Source organism: Lapidilactobacillus salsurivasis (genome assembly GCF_054785215.1).
The window spans coordinates 76514-98857 of the sequence record NZ_BAAABI010000008.1; the positions used below are offsets into that span (position 1 = coordinate 76514).

Genomic DNA, 22344 nt, shown 5'->3' on the forward strand with positions numbered 1-22344 from the left:
GCGGCGGGCTGGTACTTGTTGCCAAGTTTCTAATTAATAGTATTAGTATCGCTAATTTTGCTGTAGTATTACCTTAAGACTGGTCATAAAGGAGTTTTGGGGTAATGTCTATTAAATCAGATAATATTAATGCCATATTTAACCAATTTTCTTCTACCAATTTGCCTTCGTTTGTTAATGATTTTTTTATTCATAGCGATGTTGTTTTAAGGGCTATTGATGATGGAAAAATGGATGAAATATACAAATTTGATGATCAACATCAGTATATTATTAACTTGAATTATAGAGTACTTGAAAAGCCAAAATATATATACAGTAATGGAGCAGAGTCAATAAAATATTATGCTTTTAAAAATGATTTGACCTTACGACCTATGGGAATTGCCAATCCTCTTTGGTATTTTGCATTTGCACACAATATTCTTCTGGCCCATGATGACTGGCTAATGCCTTTTTATGCTGATGGGGACGGGTACAAAACTGTTACTAACCATTCTGATTCGCCAATATTAGGTCAGGACTTAACAGTTTTTTCAAGAATGGATTATGATTTAAAGAAAACTGTAAACTTGAATATACTTCACGGATTTAGAAATGAAGTTCAGACAAAATCGAATGATGTCTATAAATATAATCAGATTAGAAATATTACTGATGAGGGAGAACATCCTTTCTATATGAAGCTAGATGTTGAAAGCTATTATCAGAATATCTATACTCATCAGCTTGATAAATTAGCTGATTTACCACCGTTTACAGGTAATGTAACAGTTGGAATGTGTAGGCCGCTTCTTACATTTTTAGATGTTTTCAATATGCGAATCAGTGATAATCAAACTAAAGGTATTCTACAAGGACCATTTTCTTCGCAATTTAGTGCTGAATTACTTGGTTTAGCACTAGATTCCGCAATTCAAACTATACTTAACAGTCGACCAGAATTGAAAGAAATAACTTTTAAGAGATTTGTGGATGATTTTACTTTTTATGGAGATAATCAGGCTGCACTCAGCTTAGCACTTGTTCAAATTGATCGTATTTTTCGTTCTTTTGGTTTAAATAGGAAAGTAGAGAAGACCAAGATTGGACGCGGATTTCCAGCGATAAAGGGTGGTAATTTTGATGATCCAATTTTCAATGAAAAAAAAGGGTCAATTTTTGGTGAAGCCGCTGTTCTGACAATGAATAACGTCGTTGACTTGCGAAAGAAGATTGGTACGCTTATTGACGAAAATAATATTTCTCAAATTCGTACGATTTTGACAAGTTTTAAGAATAAGGTCGTTTCAAAAAAAGTTAAGAAAACACATGTATCCGTGTTACAAAGTTTGTGCCTAGTAATTTTAAAAACGGCTATTGCTTATCCAGTTGTTTCAGTACACTGTTACCGACTTGTGGATGCGATACTCTTGATGATTGGTAGGTCTGAACGTCAAAATATTGTTTTGAATACATTAATGAATGTGACCCAATTTATAAATGAAAATTACCCAGAAACAGAATTACAGATCTGGCACTATAATTTATTAGGTAGTTATCTTTCGAGTAAGCCTCGAAAAAAGGTTCTCGGCGAATTATTGTTAATGATTCAAAGCGCAAATACTTTGAGCAATGATGTACTATTATTGTGTCCTTTTGTAAAAAAAGATTTTGCTCAAAACAAGCGTATTTGGAATGTTGTTAAGTCGCAGTATTGTATTCAGGCCAAGGTCAGTTTAAGTGATAAGCCTATTGGAATTGAAAATTCACGTTGGTTTCCCATTTTACTTGAACTTTATCAATATGCTAGAAAAATGCAGGTTAAGAAACATCAAAAGGATAGACATGCCTTTAAAAAAGAAATTATGAATTTCTTTCAAGATAGAAAAACTGGTAAGATTTCGTACAATAAGCTTGGAGTTTTTAAGTTAATGTTTAAAGTGGACGACTAAACTAATAACTCTTCAATATTGTCGATAGGCCTTTATAAATTTTGTGCATTTTTACTTATCGTCGTGGTATCCTGTATACGTCATAGTCAAGCCATTTTTTTGTGTGCCGACTGAAAAATCAAAAATTTTGCTAATACCGTTCTTCGTAGCTTGTGAAGGACACTGAAGAAATAAGTTACTATCAGGGCTTTCACGTGCTTTACCACACATGTATTCAAGATAGTCCTCGGCATCACGAGTTGTTAAGTTGGTGGTGACTTTAGAAAAATCTTCGATAAAATCGATATCATTGATCAATTGAATATTTTGCATGGTGGCACCTTCTTTCATTTTTAATGTAGAAGAAATACTTCAACTAGATTGATGTGATTCTTGGTAGGCATGACCAATTGTTTCGATAAAATCGTAATGCTTTGGAACTAATGGTGTGTAAAATTCGCTAATGACACTTAAACCGGTATCAACATAGCCACGGCCTTTAATTGGCTTTAGAAAGAAGTCCTTATTGGTTTGACCGTACATCATGGTGTAGCCGATCTCTGACATACGACCAAGCGCAACACGGAACATAAACTGGTCACGAATGCCATCACCAAGGTATTTAGCATCTGGGCGCTGGCAAGCTAAAATTAGAAAGAAACCTGATTGACGGCCAAGTAGGGCGATTTGTTTAAGCTTGTTAATGGCAGTCATGGCATCACGGCCAATCATATCCATAAAGGCAACGTATTCGTCAAAAATTAGAAAATGGGCAGGTAAACCAAGTGCGGCATAGTTTTGACCGGTTTGGTAGCCGTCCATTTTTTTCATTTCCGTGTTGCGTTGCCGCATTTCATCATAGAAGCGGCTTAGTGCAGCTAACATATCATCGGGATCGTAATAAACATCAGGAAGTACTTCCTCTAAGTCAGCCAAATCAGCATTTTTAGGATCGAGAATAGTTAGTTTGGCATTGGTTTTACTCAAGGCTTCAATCAAAGTTAGAATGAAATAAGTTTTACCACCACCGGTACCGCCAGCGATTAGCATATGCGGTAAAGCATCATATTCCCAGTAGACATTTTCCATCAATTTGACGGCGCCGTCTTTACAGACAACCTGGTCAATCGAAAGCCGATGAGCGATTGTGTCATAGAGTAGCGTGTATTCAACGTAAGAATCATGCAGAATTTTATCGACCATTTCGCAATAAAGGCCAGATTCTAATTTTGGTTCAAGGTGGAGTAATTGTTCTTGGTATGATGACATCATGATTTCAACTTGAACATGAATTAGGCCATCCTTTAAACGATAATAGATGCGGGGAAAGTGAGCAATTCGTTCTTTAGTTTTACCTGTATCTAAATCTTTGAAGAAACCACCTGACTGTTGCGTATTCTTTTCGTACCAGTTGTTAGTCATAAACATTCTGGCAATCTTTTGGCGATGGACTAATTTACGATAATAATCGGGAAACTTGTACATGACTAAAAGCACAACAAGAATTAAGCAAAATAATGTTACGGCTAAGCTAATGATTAGTCCTTGATACGACCAAGGCAGTTGTCGAATTAGCGGCCATGAAATAGTCTTAATATTAATATGACTGAGCACCGGACAGTAAAATAGAATGGTCAGTGGAAACCAAAGTAGTAGGGCCGAGCCTAAAACAGTCTGTAAAATTAAGTTTTGATCACGCGGACGAATTTTAGTTCCGCGATATTGAAAAAGTTCACGCAATTTTTTCACCTACCTTTTGTTGATTGAATCAGGCACCATCAGTCATACCCAGATAGGTCATGATGGCACCCTCATCTGATTGTGCGGTGCTAAAAGTAAATTCTTTTGCGATACCATCTTTGGTCATTTCAGGTAAAGCAGTCAAGCCAAAGTTGGAATCAGGACACTCGATAGCAATAGTTCGCGCTGTTTCTAATTTATCTTCGGCGTTGCTAGGTGTGCCGTCCTTAATGACAGCGACAAAGTCATCCATAAAGCCGATTTCGTTAAAGACTGTCAGTGCTTTCATAAATAACCTCTGTCCATAATAAAAAGCCAAGACTTTTTGTCTTGACTTTGATATTACGATAAATTTGAAATGTCGATTTTAGCGTATTAATTTTTAATTTCTTTCATGAGATTGAAAAGTGCTTCTAGTGCGGCTGTGTAGCTAATTGATTGTGCGTAGTCATATTGTTGCTGGTACTGTTGCCACGAAGTGTGTAAGCTTTCAGAATCGGATAGGGCACTGATTTCAGTTAAACGATTTTCAATCGTTTTGTCTGGGATATGATCAAACGCCGTACTTTTGAAAAATTCTTTTTTTAAAAGCACAAGATCAATGTCAGTTCGATAGAGAATGGACAATGAATAAACATCAAATAAATCCTTAGCACGAGTGTTTAACATGCCGTGATTAAGAAATGCTGATAATTTATCTGCCAAGATTTTTTCAATGGGGATGCCATAAATTGAAAACTTTTCATCCGCGTTTAAAATACTCTGATGATCAATCATGATTGGAATCGTCTCATGGGAATTACCTTTTGAAATATCCAGCTTGACACTAACTTTACTTTTTCCCATTTGTGCCAGCAGGTTGACACGAATTCCGGGATAATCATCATCAAGTTGTTTTTGTTCAATCGACTTGATTGTAAAATTGACATAATCGGTGGATTGCTCGAAGACTTCATGCAAAACGGTTGCTAATTTATCTGGTTGTAAAGCCGGCCCAATATAGATTGCGTCAAGATCCTGGGTCATTCTGTTTTCAATTCCGACAAGGCTTTGGATTTCAAAACCACCTTTGAGAACAAAGTAACGGCGATAATTAGATTCAGAGATCTGCTTTAAAAAGTGTTCTAGAAAAAAGAGTTTCTGAAAATGTTGAATATTGTAGCCAAGCTCACGGGCACGTTTTCTGATCATTGGTAGAATTTTATCAACTTCACTCATTGCATGTAGACCTCCATTACTTTTAGTAGAGTACTGTTTGGGTATAATTTGTCCTTGATTTCAGTTAGATCTTTGAGCTTATTTGCAGCAGGTGAGTTGGCTAAATATTTTTTAAGCGCATCATTTTTGATGTAGGGTTGGATTTGTTTTGATTCCCAAACATCTAATAAGGTTCGTTCCTTAGAATAAACTTGAACCGTGCCCCCATTTTCGGTTTGGCCGGTTTCGATACCAAGTAAATAGCGCTTTTTCGATAGATAGCGCGCCTTAATAGAGTACTTTTTCAATGATGCGGCGCTTGGATGATATCCTTGGGGAAAGGTCAGATCGTAATGAAGCGGCATTTCATCAGTCAAATCATGAATGATTAGGGCGCTAACTAACGAGAAGACGCTACGCGAGAACTTTTGACTGATCAAGCTAAATTCATCGAGTAGGTAGCCTGGAAAAATATAGATACCACGTTCAAGCTTTTCAATGGTGCCATCAGTTGATAATTCACGAATCTCATCCTTGGATAAACCGTATTCTTGTGCGGTTTTGTAAATGAACGTTGGGTAGTCGTGTTCTAGTTGGGCTAAAGTATCCATTGTTATTAAACACCACCTTATATACTGTAATTTATCATATTTATAGTATATAGGTTAGAGAAGTGATTCGCAACTCTCAATATGACTTTACTATGTTTCGGTTGGATTTATTAATACCTGCCGATAGTTGGTAGGAGAACGAATTTTCCGTTTCATTGAGTTATTTCTTTTCATTAGTTGGTTTTTCCTGAATTTTGTTGTGGTTTACTGGAATAAGATCGTCGGCTTTGAGATACCATGAAACTGACATACCAACACCAAACTCATAAGAAGAAACAGTATCGATAACTGGGTTGATCATTTCGACCAGCTGATTATAATCAAACTTCTTTTCACCAGCCGCCACTGGAATCGAAACTTGAATCATTTTTCCTTTCTCAAAGCTCTTTAAATCAAAAGTACGTTCAGAAATCTCAGTGGTCTGGTTACCTTCATCATCGTTGATAAAACGTTCACGACGCATTGCCGAGAATTTTAAGGCTCCAAATGTTTTGATTGAATCGAGTGCAATACCTTCTGCTAAGCGCATATTAATTCCTACCCTTCATTATTTAGTTAAATCCTTTTTGACAATATCATCGGCATAACATTCATATTTGACGAATGACTGATTCTCCACACGATAGCCGACTGCAATCACGCGCGGGTTGACTAAATCAATCGGTGAATCTTGTTTGATACTGGCCTTCACTCCGGCAGCAGCTGGTAGAATGATTTCAATGTTATCAGCCTTTTGGATATCTGAAAAAACGCTAAATCTTCGTGATGCAACGCGGCCGTTATTGTTACGAGATGGTTCACGAATTTCTTCGATCATTTTGCCAAATTCAAGCCGACCAAATGTTTCGCGTACTTTGGGGATAATGTAATCTAATTCCATGGAGAATTCCTCGCTTTCAAATTTTGCATATTTTAAAAGTCAGAATTGTTTTTGAGTTCTGACTTATAGTGGTTGTAGTATTCGATTGTTTGTTGAAGTAAATATTGATAAAGTTCAGCGGATAGGGGATATACGACACGGCCTTGAGTAGTTTCAGGAAATTTTAGAAACAGACGCTGGTTACCGCGAATCAATTTAACATTGTTAATGATCATAGCGTGATTGATTACAATCGTACCGGTCATTAAAACACTGGGTTCTTTTGAAAGATACATATTAATAGATGAAATAAAGATCATTCACTGTCATCCTCGTCATTATACAAGTCATCACTAGCTTTTCTTGAATGATGCATCCACCACACAATTAAGCCAGTAATTAATAGTAGAATCACGCCAATAACGCTTAACAATTGATTACGTTCTTCACCGGTTTGTGGTAGGCGAAGTAGTGGCGTATCAACGGCTTCATCTTTCATTTGCGCTTTGACGATTTCACCATCTTTAGTAATTTCAAAATCAACTGGCGTTTCGTTGATTTTATAGCCTTTTGGTGCGTCATACTCCACAAACTGATATTTGCCAGCAGGTAGGTTGGCAAAACTGAAAACTCCTTTATCATTGGTCCGACCGGACACAACGGTTTTACCGTCTTGATTAAGGATCTTGATACCAGTGTTTGGCAAGACTTTACCATCGCTGACATTGGTCTTGGTTAGTTCACCAGTCCCCTTGATCAAACTATTTTGCAACGTGAAACTAATTTCTGGTGTTTCGGTGGTTTCCTTAGTTTCAGTTGCTGCTTTTTCGTCTGCCTGTTTTTTATCCTGACTAATTAATTGACCTTTAGCATTGTAGGCAGTGATACCAGTTTTTGTTGAAACGATTTTAGTTAAATCCTTAGTTAAAACTAGGTTAGTCGCGGAAGGCGTCTTTTCCCGTAAATAGAAGGTGCCGACTGGTACGTTCTTAAAGGCACCAATCGACTTGTCATCAATTGTAGTGGTTTGAATGACCTTCTTATCCTTATCCAGTAATTCAAACACTGCACCTTTGGCGTTGCCATCAAAAGTGAATTGATAACCTTTATCTTCAACTAGCTTGGCGGTTTCATTGATTTTCTTAAAGGTAAATTCGTTGAAGTGTAATTTATTTAGAATTGGGGTGTCTTTATCACCGTTGATCGTTAAATTCTTAGTCGTGGTGTTGTCAGTTGCCTTAAATTCAAAATCATAAGTTTGGTCATCAAGCTGATAAGCTTCACCGGCATCTAGTTCTTGCACATAATAGCTACCTTCAGGCAATTGAATGTCGGCAAAAGTTGCTTTACCATCTTTGACGGTCGCAGTTGCGACTAATGCTTTTGCCGGAACATTGATGTCACCTTTGTTGTAGCCGGCTTTACTGAACAGTCCGAAGACTTGACCATTAGCAGCTTTATTTTCAATCGTGGGTTTGTTCTTATCCCAATTCTTGATTTGTTCTGCTTGTTTGTTAACAGTCACGTTCAACTTCTGAAAATCGTTAGTCGCTTTGAGTGAAGTGGAGGTCACTTCAACATTTTGACCAGCATATTTCAATTCAAAATCAATTGGCTTGTCATTAAGAACAAAACCATTTGGTGCAGCAACTTCTTTAACTGAATATTTGCCGAGATAAAGTTGTGGCGTTTTGATTTGTCCATTAGCGTCAGTCGTAGCAGTGGCGACAATTTCACCCTTTTTGGCATGGACGGTACCATCAGCGGTGGTGATGTTTTCGCTGGCAGTAAATTCAAACTTGGCACCGGCCAGTGGGGTGTAGTCATAGTTAAAACCGTATTGTTCGCCGTACTTGGTTGACTGTTTAGTCACTTCAACCGGCGTGGCGCCAGTCTTATTCAAAGTGACAATGCCTTTTTGCGACTTATCCGTGAACTTGACGGTCACAATACCATCACTATCTTTGCCAGTGATCGAAAATTTAGCTGGGTCTTTGGCAAGAACATAGCCTAATGGTGCTTGTGTTTCGACTAATTCATATTGACCATAGGGGAGCGCCTCAGTTGTGGTCAAGTAGCCCTCTTCATTAGTCATAAAAGTATCAGTTGTTCCATCGTGATTGAGGTTAGGCATGGAAACATATTTACCAGTTTGCAGTGATTTGATTTTAAAACCGGCGTTGGCGCGCGAAATTGTTTTCCCGGATTCAGCGTCAGCCTTGACCACTTTCAAACGTTCTTCCAATACATTATTGACGACTGAATAATGATGGGTCTCGTTTTGTTGATGAATCGTGACTTTGAATGGATCGGCGGTTTTGTAGCCCTCTGGTGTTTTTGTTTCCGTCACGGTATAAGTGTCATAGGGAAGATCAGTAAACTTGAGATAACCTTCTTTATCGGTTGTCCCTGTTGTGACGACCTTGTTTGTTGTGTTGCTAGTGACTGTAAATTCAACGTTAGCCAGTGGGTTAGACTTATTTTCTTTACCGGTTAAATGACTAGAAAGTGCGGTGTGCCAATCATAGTTACCAATTTTGATTAAATCGAAACCACCCGTAATAACTTGTTCCTTAACCGTTGTTGATGCGGTGGCCGTTTTCGCATTTTGACCAGCATAGGCTAGTTTGAACGCGTGTTTTTCAGTATCTTTAATATAGCCAGTTGGTGCCGTCTTTTCGATCCAGTAGTAGTCATCCAATTTTAAATTGGCGACACTCGCTTGATTGTTTTTAATTGTAACGGTATCAACCAGCTCATCATTGGAAGTTCGATGTAATTCATAAACGGCACCATCAAGTGAAGCAGCGCCTTGTGGGGCTTTACCAGTTTTAGCATCTTCCTTGATCAAAGTGGCAGTGCCGAATTGTTCATCATCGGTCGCTTTAACCGAGGTAGCAGTGACAGCAACGTTTTGACCAGCATATTTCAATTCAAAAGGTATTTTCTCGTTGTTAAGGATATAACCGGCTGGTGTCTTTTCTTCAACGGCGTAGTAGTTGCCGAGCTTCAGATTTTGTAGTGTACCTTTGCCGGTGCTATCGGTAGTGATCGTCCCAACTTTTTTACCATCAGTTGAATAAACACCGTACATGGCACCATTTAATGAATAGTACCTGTTAAACATATTGGTGCCGAACTGACGGCCAATCTTCGTTAGATTTACATTGCCAAGTTGTTCTTTATTGCCAAGAACGACTTCGATTGTTTGGTTAGGTGTGATTGTTGCCGTTTTGATTTCACCTTTATTAACGTAGCCATTAGGTGCGGTTACTTCTGAAACTTTGACTTGCGTACCCGCCTTGATGTCGTTTAAAGCGGCGTAACCATCAGTGCCGGTGGTGACCTCTTTGGTTTGACCATTGTACTCAAATTTGAGTTTCGCACCTGGCAAAGCTTTATTGGTATCCGCGTCAACTTTCTTAGCTTTCAAATTACCATTGAGATTGACTTTGATATTGAGATCGAAGTTGTTACCATTTGGCAGTTTGAAATAGGCGAGTTTTTGTTGATTGCCTTTGCCATAGAGTAATGAGGTCCCAATGTTAGCTGCTTTAGCTTTAGCAAAGGAAATTTTACCAGATTCTTTGGAGTTAGCTGTAGCGGCTAAAGTTAATTTGTCACCAGATTTTGTGATATTTAAGTTGGCAGTATTAGCGGTTTGTTCAATGTATGAAGCTAAAGTACCGTTATTGTCGGTTAAAGTGATTGAATCACCAACGTTTAAAGTAATGTTTTGACCATTGAATGACGGCTTAGTGTTGAATGTAGTCACTTTTTTCAACACAGCCGCTTTTTTTGCCTGATAATCTGGGTAATTGGTGGTCAATAGCTCACTATTTAGTTCTTCCCAAATCATGATTTGTGCAAGCCCATAATTAGCGTCAGTTGGGTTTTGTTGGTAAGCAAAGTAGGCTATTGAGGCTAATTTATCTTTTTCTGCTGCTGAATAGTTAGTGGGTGTCCAACCTGAACCAGAATTTTCAATATCGATTCCATGTTCGACACAAAAGGCAACCTGACCATCAACCACCTTTTTGTAAATACCATTGTCTGTCCAATGGAGACCATTCAACAGATTTAGTTGCCAAGAGGATATCCAATCACCTGCTTTAATGTTGGTCATGTCAGCGGCAAAAGCACTTGTGATCGGGGTCATAAAAATTGAAGTGAACAAGGTCAGCAAGGCTAACCAGACAGAAACTTTACGGGTTGCTGTTTGCAATGACAGCACCTCCTTAAATATTTGTTGAAGAATTTCAGTGCAAATAAAAAGTAGACCAATTTTAATATTGATCTACTGAACAGGAGGTTATGAACGTGTATGTGGAATTGAAACCCGAGTTGATAAGCAGTTGTTGGTTGTGTTTCTACCATTAAATAGTAGTTGAACGAACAATCGCAATTAATGTTAATAATTCGTGAATTGATTTCTAGGTTTGAAGCCTTACGTTCCTCCGAAGTGTACCCCAATTTGGGGTAAAACGGTTGAAACAATAAGAAAGACCTAGAATTCTGAAATTCATAAACGTTAATTTAACGGGTTTTTTGAACGCTATGTAAACTTATTAACCTACGAGTATTTAAAGCCAGGTCTTAAGAAAGCTCGTAAAGCTAGTCAATTTAGCAAACGCTAAACTGTTATTTCAAAGTTCAGAAACGATGGTACAACAACATTTCGAACGTCACACTTGCCAGGAAGCAGTTATCTCATTTTGGGAGAGCTGCTTTTTTTGGATGAGACGCAAAAAAGGATTGGAATATAGATAACTGGAACAACCTCATTGGGTGTGATTGTATTATAGAATAAAAGTATATACGCTAATTGGGGAGTGGTTGATGTGATTGTTTTAGTATTAATTCTAACAATAGCAACTGTTATTCTACTTGATTTAATGGCAGTCTTCGTCTTGTGCGCTGTAAATCAGTATAAGGCTGGTCAAAATGAGAACTTCAAAAAGAAGCTTCAGAAAAATAAAATTACCAGAAATATCCTAATGCAGATCTCAATGCCAGTGTTTGAAAGTCTGGAATTAATTCTTAAACACGAGAATGAACCTTCCATAAAACAACCTAGTGCAGGATATCGAGGAATCTACTTAGCTGCGATTTCGCTCTCTATGTGCATGCTCTCTCTTTTTTTTCAACCAGGCTCTCTAGTAAACATTATTACATTCATTGGACTTATCGCTGCTGGTGTGGGAGTTATCGGGGTCTGTGCCTGGTTCTATAAAGGGGGAGATACACTCCTCGTAACCTCTGCAATTTTGTTAGCCAGCGATTTTTCGTTCGCTGGTTCGATGATTATAGCTTCGGACGCAACAAAAAGCTTTATACCCTGCATAGCGTTCTTTATCTGGATAATCGTATCAAGAATACAGTATATTCAAACAGTTGCGCGAATAAAGAAGAACAAGGTCACCGAAATTAGTAAGGAGATTGGTGATTTATCGCCTGACGATCGGAAATCTATATTCAACAAAGTTAGATACCGGAATTACTGGAAATATTTAACAATCTTCTTAGTTGCAGCCAGCTGTCTGATTGGTCTCGTTAGCGCAGCAATCTCATCGGAAGTCGTTGAACATACGACTTTTCAGATCAGTGAAAAGAAAGCTAGTGATGACGATGGATCTGTACAGGATGGGTATGATTATGTCGAAATATTTTCGTATGGGACTCTACAATTCATGAATGAAGTCACATCGCCAACACCTGTCACGTTTTCGCCAAATTCTCCTCACACAAATAAACAGAACTTCATCAGAGTTGTTAACCTTCTTTTCTTCTGGATTTATACAACATTTATCCTTAGCTTGTTGATAAAAGTGATGAGATTAGACGAACCATAATAGCTGGGAGGTATAGTATGAAGGCTAAATACCAAATATTGAAAGCTCAGATTATGTAATTTTTATCTGGACATTACGTGGTCATGGTTACTCATTATGTTCTCAACTCTGCAACTAATATTAGATAGAAATTCGGGGCACAGTGCAACTGTGGGTAAAGTTGCACTGTGCCCCAAAACCCCGCCAAGATTGTTGTGAATCTTGACGGGATTTTTAATTTGAAAATTTAGCGGTTGGGGAAATTTGATTGCATAGATACCGATTCTAGCGAAATCTTGCACTTATATAATGAACGGATAAGTATGCCCAACCGTAGTCTCCACGCAAGTAAATACCGGTTATGACTAATCTACCTGCCATTCCGGAAATGAGAATATTCAAATAATACTGCTAATGTTAACTTAGGGATACAATAGTTGCGCAACTATTCAAACTCAACGAAAGGACTGATATATATGTTGGAAAATAACGTAGCTTTAGCAAAGTTTTCTGGAGTCACTGGTGATGAGCTTGAAGAATTTGAAGGCGGGTTTGGGCCTGTTGTAGCAGGATTAGTCATTGTCGGAGTTGTCTACGCTTCTGGGGTATTTGTGGGATACACAGACGGAAAGAAAAAGAAGAAAAAGTAGTCGGTAGTATCACACCTTATCGGTATTAAACGAGGTAAATATAATGAATAATTTGTTTTCTCAGTTTTCATTTTCACAAAAGACAACGTCAATATTTGTTATTGTAGCAGGACTTTTAGCACTTTTATATTTTGGGCCAGGAATTATTAAAGGGTTGTATGAAGTAGGGTATCGAACGGGAAGTGCCCTTGCGAGCTGGTTGGGTTAGATGATTGGAGGTAATGATTATGAATCAAAGTATTATTAGCAGTTTTCCTGAGTTGACATCTACAGAACAAATTGAGATCTATGGTGGAAGCTGGCCAGGTGAAGGTCTTGTTAAGGCAATTTACGATGTAGGTTATAAAACTGGTAGGGCACTCGCAAAATGGTTTTAGATCTTTAGTAGCGGGCTGGTAACCAGCAGCAGATCAGTAGAAATAATATTATGTGCAGGCAGCCCAGTTGGGGCTGTTTTTTGATGTGCTGACATTTTGATTCAATCAATATTTTGCATCATGAGTAGATTGCTGCCGTTTAGAGATGTAAGGCCGCCATTCTGGAAATATAGAAATGCGTTTAAGATAATGGGATTATCAGCAGCGAGGAGTTGATGAGATGACAAAGTATCCGTACGTAGCACAAGTAGATATGAGGGATTGTGGTGTCGCAGCACTTGCCATGGTATTAAAACATTATGGAAGCATAAAATCATTAGATAGAAGATTAAGAGATTTGGCGAAAACAAACTATCAAGGGACAACAGCATTAGGAAATATAGAAGCGGCAAAAGCACTGCTGTTTGAAACAAAAGCCATTAAAGCTGATATGTCTGATGACGGCCATGACGTCGTCCACCTTTTGCCAAGTTTTCGTCCACCAGTGCCTTAGAATCGGCCACTCGTGTCATGAAATCGTCTACTTCTATTTATTACCAGGACCTCCTTGTATACTTTGGTCACGTGCCAGTAAGCGCGTACAAAATGTTCAGGAGGTGATCAAACGAGTTGAAGTTCAGGAGTTACTCGGAATTGGTATTATGATGGCATGATTACAGGCTAATCAAGGAATATCTTAGTGACTAACATGTTTAGTGTTTCAGATACGATGAAGTGTAACACTTAGAATGGTAGAGTTACCGATTCGGAACTAAATCAGTACCGCTTCGGAAACTATGCTATGCGTCAAGTGTTCATAATGATACTTTAAGCTCATAATAGTTGCGCGACTATTTGTTGGAGAAATGTAGATTTTTATCGTGGAGGTAAAGACTATGCAAACATCATCATTGAATCGTTTCGATACATTGTCTCAACAAGAGTTAGAGGTGACGGAGGGGGGCTTTTCCCCATTGTTATTGGTGAGGTAATTATTACCGGTAAGGCCGTAGCAGCTGGGGCTGTGGCACTTGCGGGATTGGCAGCAGGTATCTATGTAGGATCTCGATAGAGGTGGACAAAATGACTAATCAAATAAAAACGTTGAATGATTTTGAGTGCGTTTCTGATTGTGAGCTTTCCGAAGTAGAGGGTGGTTTTGTCATTACTGGAACGCTCGTCGGTGCGGCTGTGGGTATCTTTTGTGGAACATTTGCTGTAGGATATTCCATCGGTGATAAAATGAAAGGTTCCAAAAAAAGAAATGATTCGGAGTGAGGACTTTGTTAATAACAGGATTGAAAGTCTATAAGATAATAACAATTTCTTCAACAATATTTCTTGCATTGAGCTTGATGAACGAAATCCTTGCGAACGGTAGGGTTTCCAGCATAATGTTATATTCCCTTGTTATCAGTGCCAATCTGATACTGTACCCAATAATTACGAGAAAACAGGAAAATAAACAATAATAGTTGACGATACGGCAGACCAAAACTTGGATGCCGTATTTTCTATTTAACTCGGATCAATGAGCAAGTCTCGTTACTTCTCTTTGGGGATATGCGTAACTACATTGATGACGGCCACGACGTCGTCCACCTTTTGCCAAGTTTCCGTCCGTTCAACTATTCGTTTAGACATATCCAATATTATGTGAAGGTGATTGCGCAATATTGCCACCATTATTCTGCTCACTAAGCGTTTTCCGCACAAAACAAAAGCCATGATACGATTACGCAAAGAGATAAACGCGCGTTATACCATGGCTTAATAATTTTCGGGGAAAGTGATGTGCTAAATCAGCAATTAACTTACAACGGAGATTTTGATATTACAACTTAAACCAGCGCTTGAAGTTGAAGCTCCACTTCATTGTAGGCCAGCGACCGCTACCAGGAACGCCATATCCGATGGAGGATGCTTCCATTCTGCCGCCAATTACGTCTTCGAGTTCTACGTTTGTAATGTTTTCAGATTTCATTATTGATCGCTCCCTGTAGGTTATACATGTGGAAGAAAAACACTCATTAATTGTGCAATCTGTGAACATTTATCAGAAAAAGTTGTTCTTGGCTTGCCTCGTCGTATGACATCAAATAGTTGCCATATGCCTGCTACAACAGTAACGCTAAGAAATACAAAAATTAACAAAATGAGTACAGCGATGACAATGGTCTTAAACAAGAGGTATACCTCCATTCAATATGATTAACGCCGATGGCGCTTGTCTTGCTGACCTAACATAACTTCACCCGAAGTGCCTACAACACCTGTTTTCGTTTTCCAAGTAATTCGTTGATAGTGTTGGTTACGTGGTAAAGAACGGAGTTATACGGGTGTTACCAAGAAAATATCAAGTGTGTGATTTATGCACAATAGCCAAGTCTGCATCGGTTGATATTATGTCCTAAAAGGTAAATTGATCTAACGGAGTATAGGTGGCGAGGTTTTCTACTTTCGGTCTGTTATTTTCTAAAACTTGAAAGTCTGGAATGACATGCACTGCGTGATGACATGTTGTTCATCAAGCCATGACGGTATAGATACCGTTTAGGATGATTTGAACTACCGTTTCGGAAATACCCCTATCTGCTCTGGGCTAGTTTATTGATAATACAATCATAACAGCAAGGAGTTGAGGAAATGACGAAGTATCCATATGTAGCACAAGTGGATATGCGAGATTGCGGCGTTGCAGCGCTTGCCATGGTACTGAAACACTATGGCACTACAGTCTCTTTAGCTGAACTTCGAGATTTAGCAAAGACGACTAATCAGGGTACTACGGCATTGGGCATTGTCGAAGCTGCCAAATCATTAAATTTTGAAACAAGAGCGATCAAAGCGGATATGTCCCTCTTTGATATGAAAGATACGCCGTATCCTTTTATTGCTCATGTTGTGAAGGGGGGAAAACTGCTCCACTATTACACTGTATTCGGTGTGAAGAACAATAAGGTGATCGTGGGTGATCCCGATCCAACTGCCAAAATCAAACGAATGAGCTTTAAATCTTTTCAGGAAGAATGGTCCGGTGTAGCTTTATTTCTAGCGCCTACACCAGAATACCGTCCAAAGAAAGCTAAGCAACATGGGTTACTTGACTTTGTACCACTGTTGTTAAAGCAACACGGATTGATTGTTAACATCGTGGTTGCCGCCCTAATTATCACGTTAATCAACGTGGTTGGTTCGTATTACATGCAGGCAATCATTGATACCTACATTCCGGACGAAATGCGTTCCACTTTAGGAATTATCTCCTTAGGCTTGATCGTAGCGTACGCTATTCAACAAGTAATCAGTTTTGCCGAGGAATATCTGCTTGCAGTGATGGGACAACGATTATCAATTGATGTGATACTGGGATATATCAGACACATTTTTGAATTACCCATGTCGTTCTTCTCAACTCGTAGAACAGGGGAAATCATTTCACGATTCACAGACGCAAACTCAATCATTGATGCACTAGCAAGTACAATTATTTCAATTTTCTTGGATATTACAATGGTGGGTGTGATCTCGGTGGTATTAATCATCCAAAATACGCAACTGTTTTTCCTTGCCTTGCTGTCAGTACCAATTTTTGCGGTGATTGTTTGGATATACATGAAACCATTTGAACGAATGAATCATGATGTGATGGAAGCAAATGCGATATTAAGTTCTTCAATCATCGAGGATATCAATGGGATTGAAACAATCAAGTCGCTATGTGGTGAGGATACTCGATATAAAGAAATTGACCACGAGTTTGTTGATTATTTACGAAAGGAATTCAGCTATACAAAGACCAAGTCGCTGCAGGCAGCTATTAAGGCCGTAGCTCAGTTGATTCTGAATACCATGATTTTATGGTATGGTGCCACCTTAGTTATGGATGGGAAAATCACTATTGGGCAATTAATTACGTTTAATGCCTTGCTGACATATTTCACCAATCCACTTGAAAATATTATTAATTTACAGACGAAGTTACAGTCTGCGAAAGTGGCGAACACTCGATTAAACGAAGTCTTTCTTGTTGAATCGGAGTTTATAGAAAAACGGACGATTACTGACGCAAGTATGTTGGCCGGTGACATAACAGTTGATAATGTGTCATATAAATATGGGTTTGGGCGCAAAACGCTGGATGGCATAACGCTAACCATACAAGCCGGATCTAAAATCAGTTTTGTCGGGGTGAGTGGGTCAGGGAAATCAACCCTGGCAAAGCTTCTCATAAGCTTCTTTGATCCAACGGAGGGCAATATTCGTCTTAATGGCGTTGATGTTAGACAGGTTGACAAATCTACTTTACGTCAAAGAATCAATTACTTTCCACAACAGCCGTATGTATTTGCGGGTACCATCTTAGAGAATGTGATGTTGGGTGCTAGAGATGGTGTCACGCAAGCAGATGTACTTAAAGCTGTTGAAATGGCGGAAATTCGTAAAGACATCGAATCGATGCCGCTTAACTATCAAACAGAGCTGACATCAGATGGGCTAACCATCTCAGGTGGGCAGAAACAAAGAATCGCATTGGCAAGAGCACTACTTACAGATAGCCCCGTACTGATCCTTGATGAAGCCACTAGTAGTTTGGACGTTCTGACTGAAAAGCGGATCATTGATAATCTCATGAAAATGCGTGATAAAACAATCATCTTTATTGCGCATCGCCTGTCGGTCGCCGAACGAACTGATAAAATCATCGTGCTTGATCAAGGCCAAATTGTTGAGGAAGGAGGACACGCTGAGCTGTTAGCGAAAGATGGCTTCTACGCTCGGCTATATAATAGCTAAATGGATAAACAGAATACCAGGTTATTTGAAAGTAGTGAATTTTACAATCGTAGGTACAAGAATTTTGCGACAATGATTGTTCTTCCCGTAACACTGATAATCTTCCTGTCCGTTGTATTTAGCCTAGTAGCTAAACGAGAAGTCTCTCTGAAAACGAGTGGTGAGATCCAGCCGAATCGAGTTATTGCAGATATTCAATCTACTACGTCTAACAATATCATTCAAAACAATATGTTCGAGAATATGCAGGTTACAAAGGGACAGACACTGGTGAAATACTCGGGAATTAATAATGAGACACAGCTAAAGTATTTGCTGAAACAGCAATCTGACTTAAAAGAGCAAGCGAAGCAACTGCGTATGTTGAAGGAAGGGATAGAGACAAATCAATCAGTGTTTGGAAGTGATGATAAGTTCGGTTACTCGCAACAGTTAACGGATTACTTGAATCAGCGCCATACTTTGGAAGTGAAGTCTGCAAAAGACAACTCAGACGTTAATGCACAAAATGCAATGATCAATGACACAAAAAGTGCCATTGATAAGGCAAGCCGAGAGACAGCAGAAAAAATTTCAGAGTATGAGGAAGTCAAAGCAGCAATACGGGATAACCGAAAGTCAATTAGCGATAGCAACTCGCTAGGGTCAATGTTTGCAACGTATCATGATACGATTGAAAAAAGCGGAAATACCTCTGATTCTAAAAATAAAATAATCACTGAAATTCAGACTTCGATAGCTCAATTGCAAGAGAGTATCAATGCTTACAATACACAAAGAGCGGGATCAGGTGCACTGATGACAGCTGATTCAAGTCTAGAATTACAGCTGAAATCTCTTCAATCACAGGAGTTATTGCGCGTAGCCAAAGAGATGACAGAAATCAGTATAAAGCTAGACGAAATCGCATCTAATATTACGATCCAAGATGATGCAGCGAAGAGGAATACCATCATCTCACCTAGAAGTGGCATACTGCATGTGAGTGATGAGATGAAGGCTAAACGTGAAATCCCAACTGGTACCACACTGGCACAGATCTACCCTACGATTAAAGCAGGACGACCCATCAGAATAGTGGCCTATATCAGTTCCTAACAAGTATCATCCGTTCATGTGGGTAGTTGGTTGAGATTTACATCAAACAAGGAAAATACGGACAGGCTCACAATCAAGGGAAAGATTACCAAGATCGCAATCGCACCGGAACGGACGAATAAAGGGAATTTTTTTAAGGTTATCGCTAGTACGAAAGTGAATGATACCGATAGAAAATTACTGCGTTATGGGTTACAAGGATCGGCATCGATTATTACGGGTAAGAAGACTTATTTTAATTATTACAAGGACAAGATTATCAAATAAAGCATATTGATAAGGAGAATGAACATGAAAACAGAATATATCGAAACAATGAGCAAAGAAGAGTTGCAACAGGTTGTTGGCGGCGGCAAGTCTCTATTGGATTACTTGTTTACACCGTTTATTAATAAGAAGCGACCTTGAGAATTAGTAACTGCCTGTTTATTGGCACACCTGTAGTGAAGGAGGTACAAGTTGGGCTATTTTGTATCGACCAGTAGGGAACAAACACTTAAGATTCCACTGGATGACATAATTTATGTGGTAACAACAAAAAAGCCACATCGGCTAAAGATTGTGACAGAAAAAAATGAGTACTTAGTGTATGACAATCTCCAATGGTTTGAAAAGCAGAGTATAAACTTGGTTTTTAGTAATCGATCCTGTATTATTAATATAGCCAAAGTGATTTCAATTGAAAAATCAACTCGTATTGTCAACTTTGTGGTTCCCTTACATGACGTCATTAGATGCTCACGCGGGCTGTATAAATCCGTGATAACGGCTTGGTTGGCAATATAAGCTGCGCTCGTATGGTATTATCAGAAGTGAAGCAACATCAACTTTTGAGGGCGGTGACTAGATGCTAAAACTACTCTTGTATATGTTATTGATTGCGTGGCAATGGGTGCTGTTTTGGGTAGTCTATGGAAGGGTTACAGCGACCAGACCATCGATAAAAGCTGTCTGTATTTCATTATTGATTACAGGACTGGCAATGCCAGTTCTTAATGGTTACTGGGTAGTCTTAGTACTGCCCTTTATGTTTGTACAAACTTATCTGAGCGATCGCTATCAAAGTCTCAGATTAACGTACTTTTATAGCATCTATACAAGCTTTATTTCACTGTTGCTAACAAACCTCGTTGGCCTAGCTTTCTACCTGTTTTTGCCGGATAATATTTACAATATTAAAGCGCTACAGATCATTGGAATTGTGGCTCTCCCGTTATTACTTCACTGGATCGCATTAAAGGCGATGCATATCAATTTCACGGTGTTGGGAGGAGATGCGAGCTATGTTCAGCACGATATTCTCCGGCCAGCGAACAGAATTTTGACGGTTGCGTTTATCATCTTTTTAATTGTGTACTCAGTTGAAACCATGAAGAAATCATCAGTTGAGGTTGGCTCATACACGAAATATATTTTCTTCATTTACATTTTCATGTTCTTTGCACTGTTAGCGTTTTTGGGGATTCAAGCAAGAAATTACTTGCTGCAGGAATTAAAGGATGCCAAGGCGGAACAATATGAGGATTCTTTACCATACTATCTCGAAATCGAGCGATTATATCAAGAGCTTGCTGGATTTCGCCACGATTTTTCAAATATAGTGCTGACCCTTAACGAAAGCATTAAGACTGAGGATATTGCGCTCATCAAGTCAGTCTATAACGACGTTCTGGCTGAGGCACAAACAGACATTGCGCACACCAAACTAAATATTGAGGATCTTTCAAATATCCCTAATCCTGCACTAAAGAGCGTACTCTCTGCTAAGGTATTAGCCGCGCAACAAAAGAACGTCACGGTGATCTTAGAGGTGAAGGAAAGTATCACGGATTGCTATATTGACCTGTTAGACTATGTCCGAGTAATCTCGAATTTGTTGGATAACGCCATAGAAGGCGCCTTCAACTCAAAAGATCGTATTTTACGAATCGCTTTATTATACAAGGATGACCTATTCGTCACGCATATTGAGAACTCTGCTAACACGGAAACAATCACGATCAACAAAATGTTTTCAGAAGGTTATAGCTCCAAAGGCGCTGCTCATGGGCACGGTCTCAACAATGTTCAGAGAATTCTACAAAAGCATCTCAACACTTGGTGCGAAACGTCTATTAGCGATGGTTGGGTCATCCAAACTGTAATTTCAAAGAAAGTGAATTAGGACCTATGAAGATATTCTTACTTGAAGATGATCGTTTGCAACGTAAACGGCTGAGGTCAATGTTGGAGCATATCATCATGCGAGACAGCTTTGTGGTGTCGGAGTTATTTGACACCGGTTCGGCAACTACAATGATCAAAAAAGCTCAAAACGAATCAGATCGTGGCAACCAGATATTGTATTTTCTTGATATCGAAATAAAAGACAAACTTACACAAGTCAATCAGGTTCGTAAAGGGCTTGAAGTGGCACAAGAAATCAGGAAGATAGATCGTTTTGCAAGTATTGTATTTGTGACAACGCACTCAGAGTTTGCACCTATCACGTATACTTATCAGGTTTCTGCCTTACAGTTTATCGCGAAAGATCAGCCTGAAAATGAACTTAAATCCCAACTGCGCTCGTGTTTAGAGTATGTCGCAGCGTCAGGGGGACAATCCGTACCTGAAGATGTATTCCAATTTGAAACTGAGTATACGAGCATGCAAATTCCGTTTAGTGATGTTCTGTACTTTGAAACGCTTCTCCAACCGCATAAAGTGGCAATCGTCACGTCAACTCAGCGGATAGAGTTTTATTCAAGCTTAAAAAAAATTGAGGATTCCGACAAGAGGTTCATTCGGTGTCATAAATCTTTCGTTGTTAATGCGTGCAATATTGTTAGCATCAATCGCGAATCTGGCATATTGCACCTCAAGAATGGTGCAGAGTGTTATTTAGCGAGGCGGAAACTCAAAGCTGTTTTAGCAGGCCAAAAGTCGTGTACTGAGTAGCACAACTAAAAAGCGCGAGGAGCGCGAGGCACGGCCATAATTGCCGATCTAAAAATAAAGACGATCGAACATTCTGTTTTCCCTGGGTGTTCGATCTTTTTTCTTTTTTCGGCCAGATCTATTTTTGGGGTACACAAATAGAGCGCCATAAAACGCTCAAATTTTACCAATAGGTTGTCATTGTTTAATAATGACTTCGTCAGTTTTTTTAGGTTAGCGGCCATAAACACCAATCCCATTTCGTTATTGGTTGCCCGTTTCCCACGTACAGAGAAGCGCATAAAATTCATGTTCGTTTTAATATTTCCAAAAACTGGTTCAACTTCAAACTTCCGTTTGGCGAAGATCGAAGCAG

Annotated in this window: 22 protein-coding genes and 1 pseudogene; 13 read left to right on the forward strand and 10 right to left on the reverse strand. The window is 39.0% G+C overall.

Translation table 11 applies throughout. From position 1 onward, the window contains the following. Positions 1-104 precede the first annotated feature (104 nt). Complete coding sequence (locus ACYVSB_RS10065; RefSeq protein ID WP_035457182.1) at positions 105-1934, forward strand: RNA-directed DNA polymerase; 1830 nt, start codon at positions 105-107, stop codon at positions 1932-1934. Positions 1935-1985: 51 nt separating this feature from the next. Here the strand turns inward: ACYVSB_RS10065 and ACYVSB_RS10070 are convergent, their stop codons facing one another. From ACYVSB_RS10070 to ACYVSB_RS10110, 9 genes are all read right to left on the reverse strand, one after another. Further along, positions 1986-2246, reverse strand: coding sequence for a hypothetical protein (locus tag ACYVSB_RS10070; RefSeq protein WP_010011717.1), 261 nt, complete (start codon positions 2244-2246; stop codon positions 1986-1988). Between the two features lie 39 nt (positions 2247-2285). Beyond that, positions 2286-3653, reverse strand: a complete 1368-nt coding sequence (locus ACYVSB_RS10075; protein WP_003678258.1) for an FtsK/SpoIIIE domain-containing protein — start codon at positions 3651-3653, stop codon at positions 2286-2288. Between the two features lie 28 nt (positions 3654-3681). After that, positions 3682-3942, reverse strand: a complete 261-nt coding sequence (locus ACYVSB_RS10080) for a hypothetical protein (protein ID WP_010011715.1) — start codon at positions 3940-3942, stop codon at positions 3682-3684. Positions 3943-4028: 86 nt separating this feature from the next. Continuing rightward, positions 4029-4871 carry a nucleotidyl transferase AbiEii/AbiGii toxin family protein gene (locus ACYVSB_RS10085; RefSeq protein ID WP_010011713.1) on the reverse strand — a complete coding sequence of 281 codons (843 nt, stop codon included), beginning with the start codon at positions 4869-4871 and terminating at the stop codon, positions 4029-4031. Then, a complete protein-coding gene (locus tag ACYVSB_RS10090; protein ID WP_003678254.1) occupies positions 4868-5461 on the reverse strand; it encodes a type IV toxin-antitoxin system AbiEi family antitoxin domain-containing protein in 594 nt (197 codons plus the stop codon). Before ACYVSB_RS10090 ends, ACYVSB_RS10085 begins: the two co-directional genes overlap by 4 nt. A 160-nt stretch (positions 5462-5621) precedes the next feature. Next, the gene (locus ACYVSB_RS10095) at positions 5622-5990 is read right to left on the reverse strand and encodes a YdcP family protein (protein WP_100070917.1); all 369 of its coding nucleotides are present in this window, start codon (positions 5988-5990) and stop codon (positions 5622-5624) included. Positions 5991-6008: 18 nt separating this feature from the next. Next, a complete protein-coding gene (locus tag ACYVSB_RS10100) occupies positions 6009-6341 on the reverse strand; it encodes a DUF961 family protein (RefSeq protein WP_056943275.1) in 333 nt (110 codons plus the stop codon). A gap of 32 nt (positions 6342-6373) precedes the next feature. Then, positions 6374-6640 (reverse strand): hypothetical protein, encoded by a 267-nt coding sequence (locus ACYVSB_RS10105; RefSeq protein WP_056943276.1) that lies wholly within the window; start codon positions 6638-6640, stop codon positions 6374-6376. Beyond that, positions 6637-10545, reverse strand: a complete 3909-nt coding sequence (locus tag ACYVSB_RS10110) for a SpaA isopeptide-forming pilin-related protein (RefSeq protein WP_461219266.1) — start codon at positions 10543-10545, stop codon at positions 6637-6639. The genes ACYVSB_RS10105 and ACYVSB_RS10110 overlap by 4 nt, the downstream gene beginning before the upstream one ends. Positions 10546-11161: 616 nt before the next feature. On the opposite strand from ACYVSB_RS10110, the gene ACYVSB_RS10115 reads away from it, so the two are divergent. From ACYVSB_RS10115 to ACYVSB_RS10170, 12 genes and pseudogenes are all read left to right on the forward strand, one after another. Then, positions 11162-12172, forward strand: coding sequence for a hypothetical protein (locus ACYVSB_RS10115; RefSeq protein ID WP_461219267.1), 1011 nt, complete (start codon positions 11162-11164; stop codon positions 12170-12172). Positions 12173-12630: 458 nt separating this feature from the next. Continuing rightward, a complete protein-coding gene (locus tag ACYVSB_RS10120) occupies positions 12631-12801 on the forward strand; it encodes a class IIb bacteriocin, lactobin A/cerein 7B family (protein ID WP_461219268.1) in 171 nt (56 codons plus the stop codon). A 43-nt stretch (positions 12802-12844) separates the two neighbouring features. Beyond that, positions 12845-13009, forward strand: coding sequence for a hypothetical protein (locus ACYVSB_RS10125; protein WP_461219269.1), 165 nt, complete (start codon positions 12845-12847; stop codon positions 13007-13009). A gap of 19 nt (positions 13010-13028) precedes the next feature. Then, positions 13029-13178 (forward strand): hypothetical protein, encoded by a 150-nt coding sequence (locus ACYVSB_RS10130; RefSeq protein ID WP_461219270.1) that lies wholly within the window; start codon positions 13029-13031, stop codon positions 13176-13178. 220 nt (positions 13179-13398) lie between these two features. Further along, positions 13399-13614 (forward strand): annotated as a pseudogene (locus ACYVSB_RS10135) (cysteine peptidase family C39 domain-containing protein); the annotation flags it as partial. A gap of 626 nt (positions 13615-14240) precedes the next feature. Next, positions 14241-14435 (forward strand): class IIb bacteriocin, lactobin A/cerein 7B family, encoded by a 195-nt coding sequence (locus ACYVSB_RS10140; RefSeq protein WP_461219271.1) that lies wholly within the window; start codon positions 14241-14243, stop codon positions 14433-14435. A 1368-nt stretch (positions 14436-15803) separates the two neighbouring features. Then, the gene (locus ACYVSB_RS10145) at positions 15804-17954 is read left to right on the forward strand and encodes a peptide cleavage/export ABC transporter (RefSeq protein ID WP_461219272.1); all 2151 of its coding nucleotides are present in this window, start codon (positions 15804-15806) and stop codon (positions 17952-17954) included. Next, positions 17955-19052 carry a bacteriocin secretion accessory protein gene (locus ACYVSB_RS10150; RefSeq protein ID WP_461219273.1) on the forward strand — a complete coding sequence of 366 codons (1098 nt, stop codon included), beginning with the start codon at positions 17955-17957 and terminating at the stop codon, positions 19050-19052. Positions 19053-19343: 291 nt separating this feature from the next. Next, entirely contained in the window at positions 19344-19460 is a 117-nt protein-coding gene (locus ACYVSB_RS10155) for a bacteriocin (protein WP_461219274.1), read from the forward strand. A 51-nt stretch (positions 19461-19511) separates the two neighbouring features. After that, complete coding sequence (locus tag ACYVSB_RS10160; protein WP_461219275.1) at positions 19512-19838, forward strand: LytTR family DNA-binding domain-containing protein; 327 nt, start codon at positions 19512-19514, stop codon at positions 19836-19838. A 61-nt stretch (positions 19839-19899) separates the two neighbouring features. Next, positions 19900-21216 carry a sensor histidine kinase gene (locus ACYVSB_RS10165; protein WP_461219276.1) on the forward strand — a complete coding sequence of 439 codons (1317 nt, stop codon included), beginning with the start codon at positions 19900-19902 and terminating at the stop codon, positions 21214-21216. Between the two features lie 5 nt (positions 21217-21221). Further along, positions 21222-21989 carry a LytR/AlgR family response regulator transcription factor gene (locus tag ACYVSB_RS10170; protein ID WP_461219277.1) on the forward strand — a complete coding sequence of 256 codons (768 nt, stop codon included), beginning with the start codon at positions 21222-21224 and terminating at the stop codon, positions 21987-21989. Between the two features lie 5 nt (positions 21990-21994). Here ACYVSB_RS10170 and ACYVSB_RS10175 read toward each other — a convergent pair. Next, the coding region (locus ACYVSB_RS10175) for a transposase (RefSeq protein ID WP_461219278.1) at positions 21995-22344 on the reverse strand (350 nt) is incomplete at its 5' end.

What these genes read in the sequence shown, in the direction of transcription:
- ACYVSB_RS10105 (WP_056943276.1), bottom strand. Translation starts at nt 6,640, where the DNA reads ATGATCTTTATTTCATCTATTAATATGTATCTTTCAAAAGAACCCAGT.
- ACYVSB_RS10090 (WP_003678254.1), bottom strand. Translation starts at nt 5,461, where the DNA reads ATGGATACTTTAGCCCAACTAGAACACGACTACCCAACGTTCATTTAC.
- ACYVSB_RS10085 (WP_010011713.1), bottom strand. Translation starts at nt 4,871, where the DNA reads ATGAGTGAAGTTGATAAAATTCTACCAATGATCAGAAAACGTGCCCGT.
- ACYVSB_RS10100 (WP_056943275.1), bottom strand. Translation starts at nt 6,341, where the DNA reads ATGGAATTAGATTACATTATCCCCAAAGTACGCGAAACATTTGGTCGG.
- ACYVSB_RS10145 (WP_461219272.1), top strand. Translation starts at nt 15,804, where the DNA reads ATGACGAAGTATCCATATGTAGCACAAGTGGATATGCGAGATTGCGGC.
- ACYVSB_RS10155 (WP_461219274.1), top strand. Translation starts at nt 19,344, where the DNA reads ATGAAAACAGAATATATCGAAACAATGAGCAAAGAAGAGTTGCAACAG.
- ACYVSB_RS10140 (WP_461219271.1), top strand. Translation starts at nt 14,241, where the DNA reads ATGACTAATCAAATAAAAACGTTGAATGATTTTGAGTGCGTTTCTGAT.
- ACYVSB_RS10165 (WP_461219276.1), top strand. Translation starts at nt 19,900, where the DNA reads ATGCTAAAACTACTCTTGTATATGTTATTGATTGCGTGGCAATGGGTG.
- ACYVSB_RS10065 (WP_035457182.1), top strand. Translation starts at nt 105, where the DNA reads ATGTCTATTAAATCAGATAATATTAATGCCATATTTAACCAATTTTCT.
- ACYVSB_RS10130 (WP_461219270.1), top strand. Translation starts at nt 13,029, where the DNA reads ATGAATCAAAGTATTATTAGCAGTTTTCCTGAGTTGACATCTACAGAA.
- ACYVSB_RS10080 (WP_010011715.1), bottom strand. Translation starts at nt 3,942, where the DNA reads ATGAAAGCACTGACAGTCTTTAACGAAATCGGCTTTATGGATGACTTT.
- ACYVSB_RS10125 (WP_461219269.1), top strand. Translation starts at nt 12,845, where the DNA reads ATGAATAATTTGTTTTCTCAGTTTTCATTTTCACAAAAGACAACGTCA.
- ACYVSB_RS10095 (WP_100070917.1), bottom strand. Translation starts at nt 5,990, where the DNA reads ATGCGCTTAGCAGAAGGTATTGCACTCGATTCAATCAAAACATTTGGA.
- ACYVSB_RS10070 (WP_010011717.1), bottom strand. Translation starts at nt 2,246, where the DNA reads ATGCAAAATATTCAATTGATCAATGATATCGATTTTATCGAAGATTTT.
- ACYVSB_RS10170 (WP_461219277.1), top strand. Translation starts at nt 21,222, where the DNA reads ATGAAGATATTCTTACTTGAAGATGATCGTTTGCAACGTAAACGGCTG.
- ACYVSB_RS10150 (WP_461219273.1), top strand. Translation starts at nt 17,955, where the DNA reads ATGGATAAACAGAATACCAGGTTATTTGAAAGTAGTGAATTTTACAAT.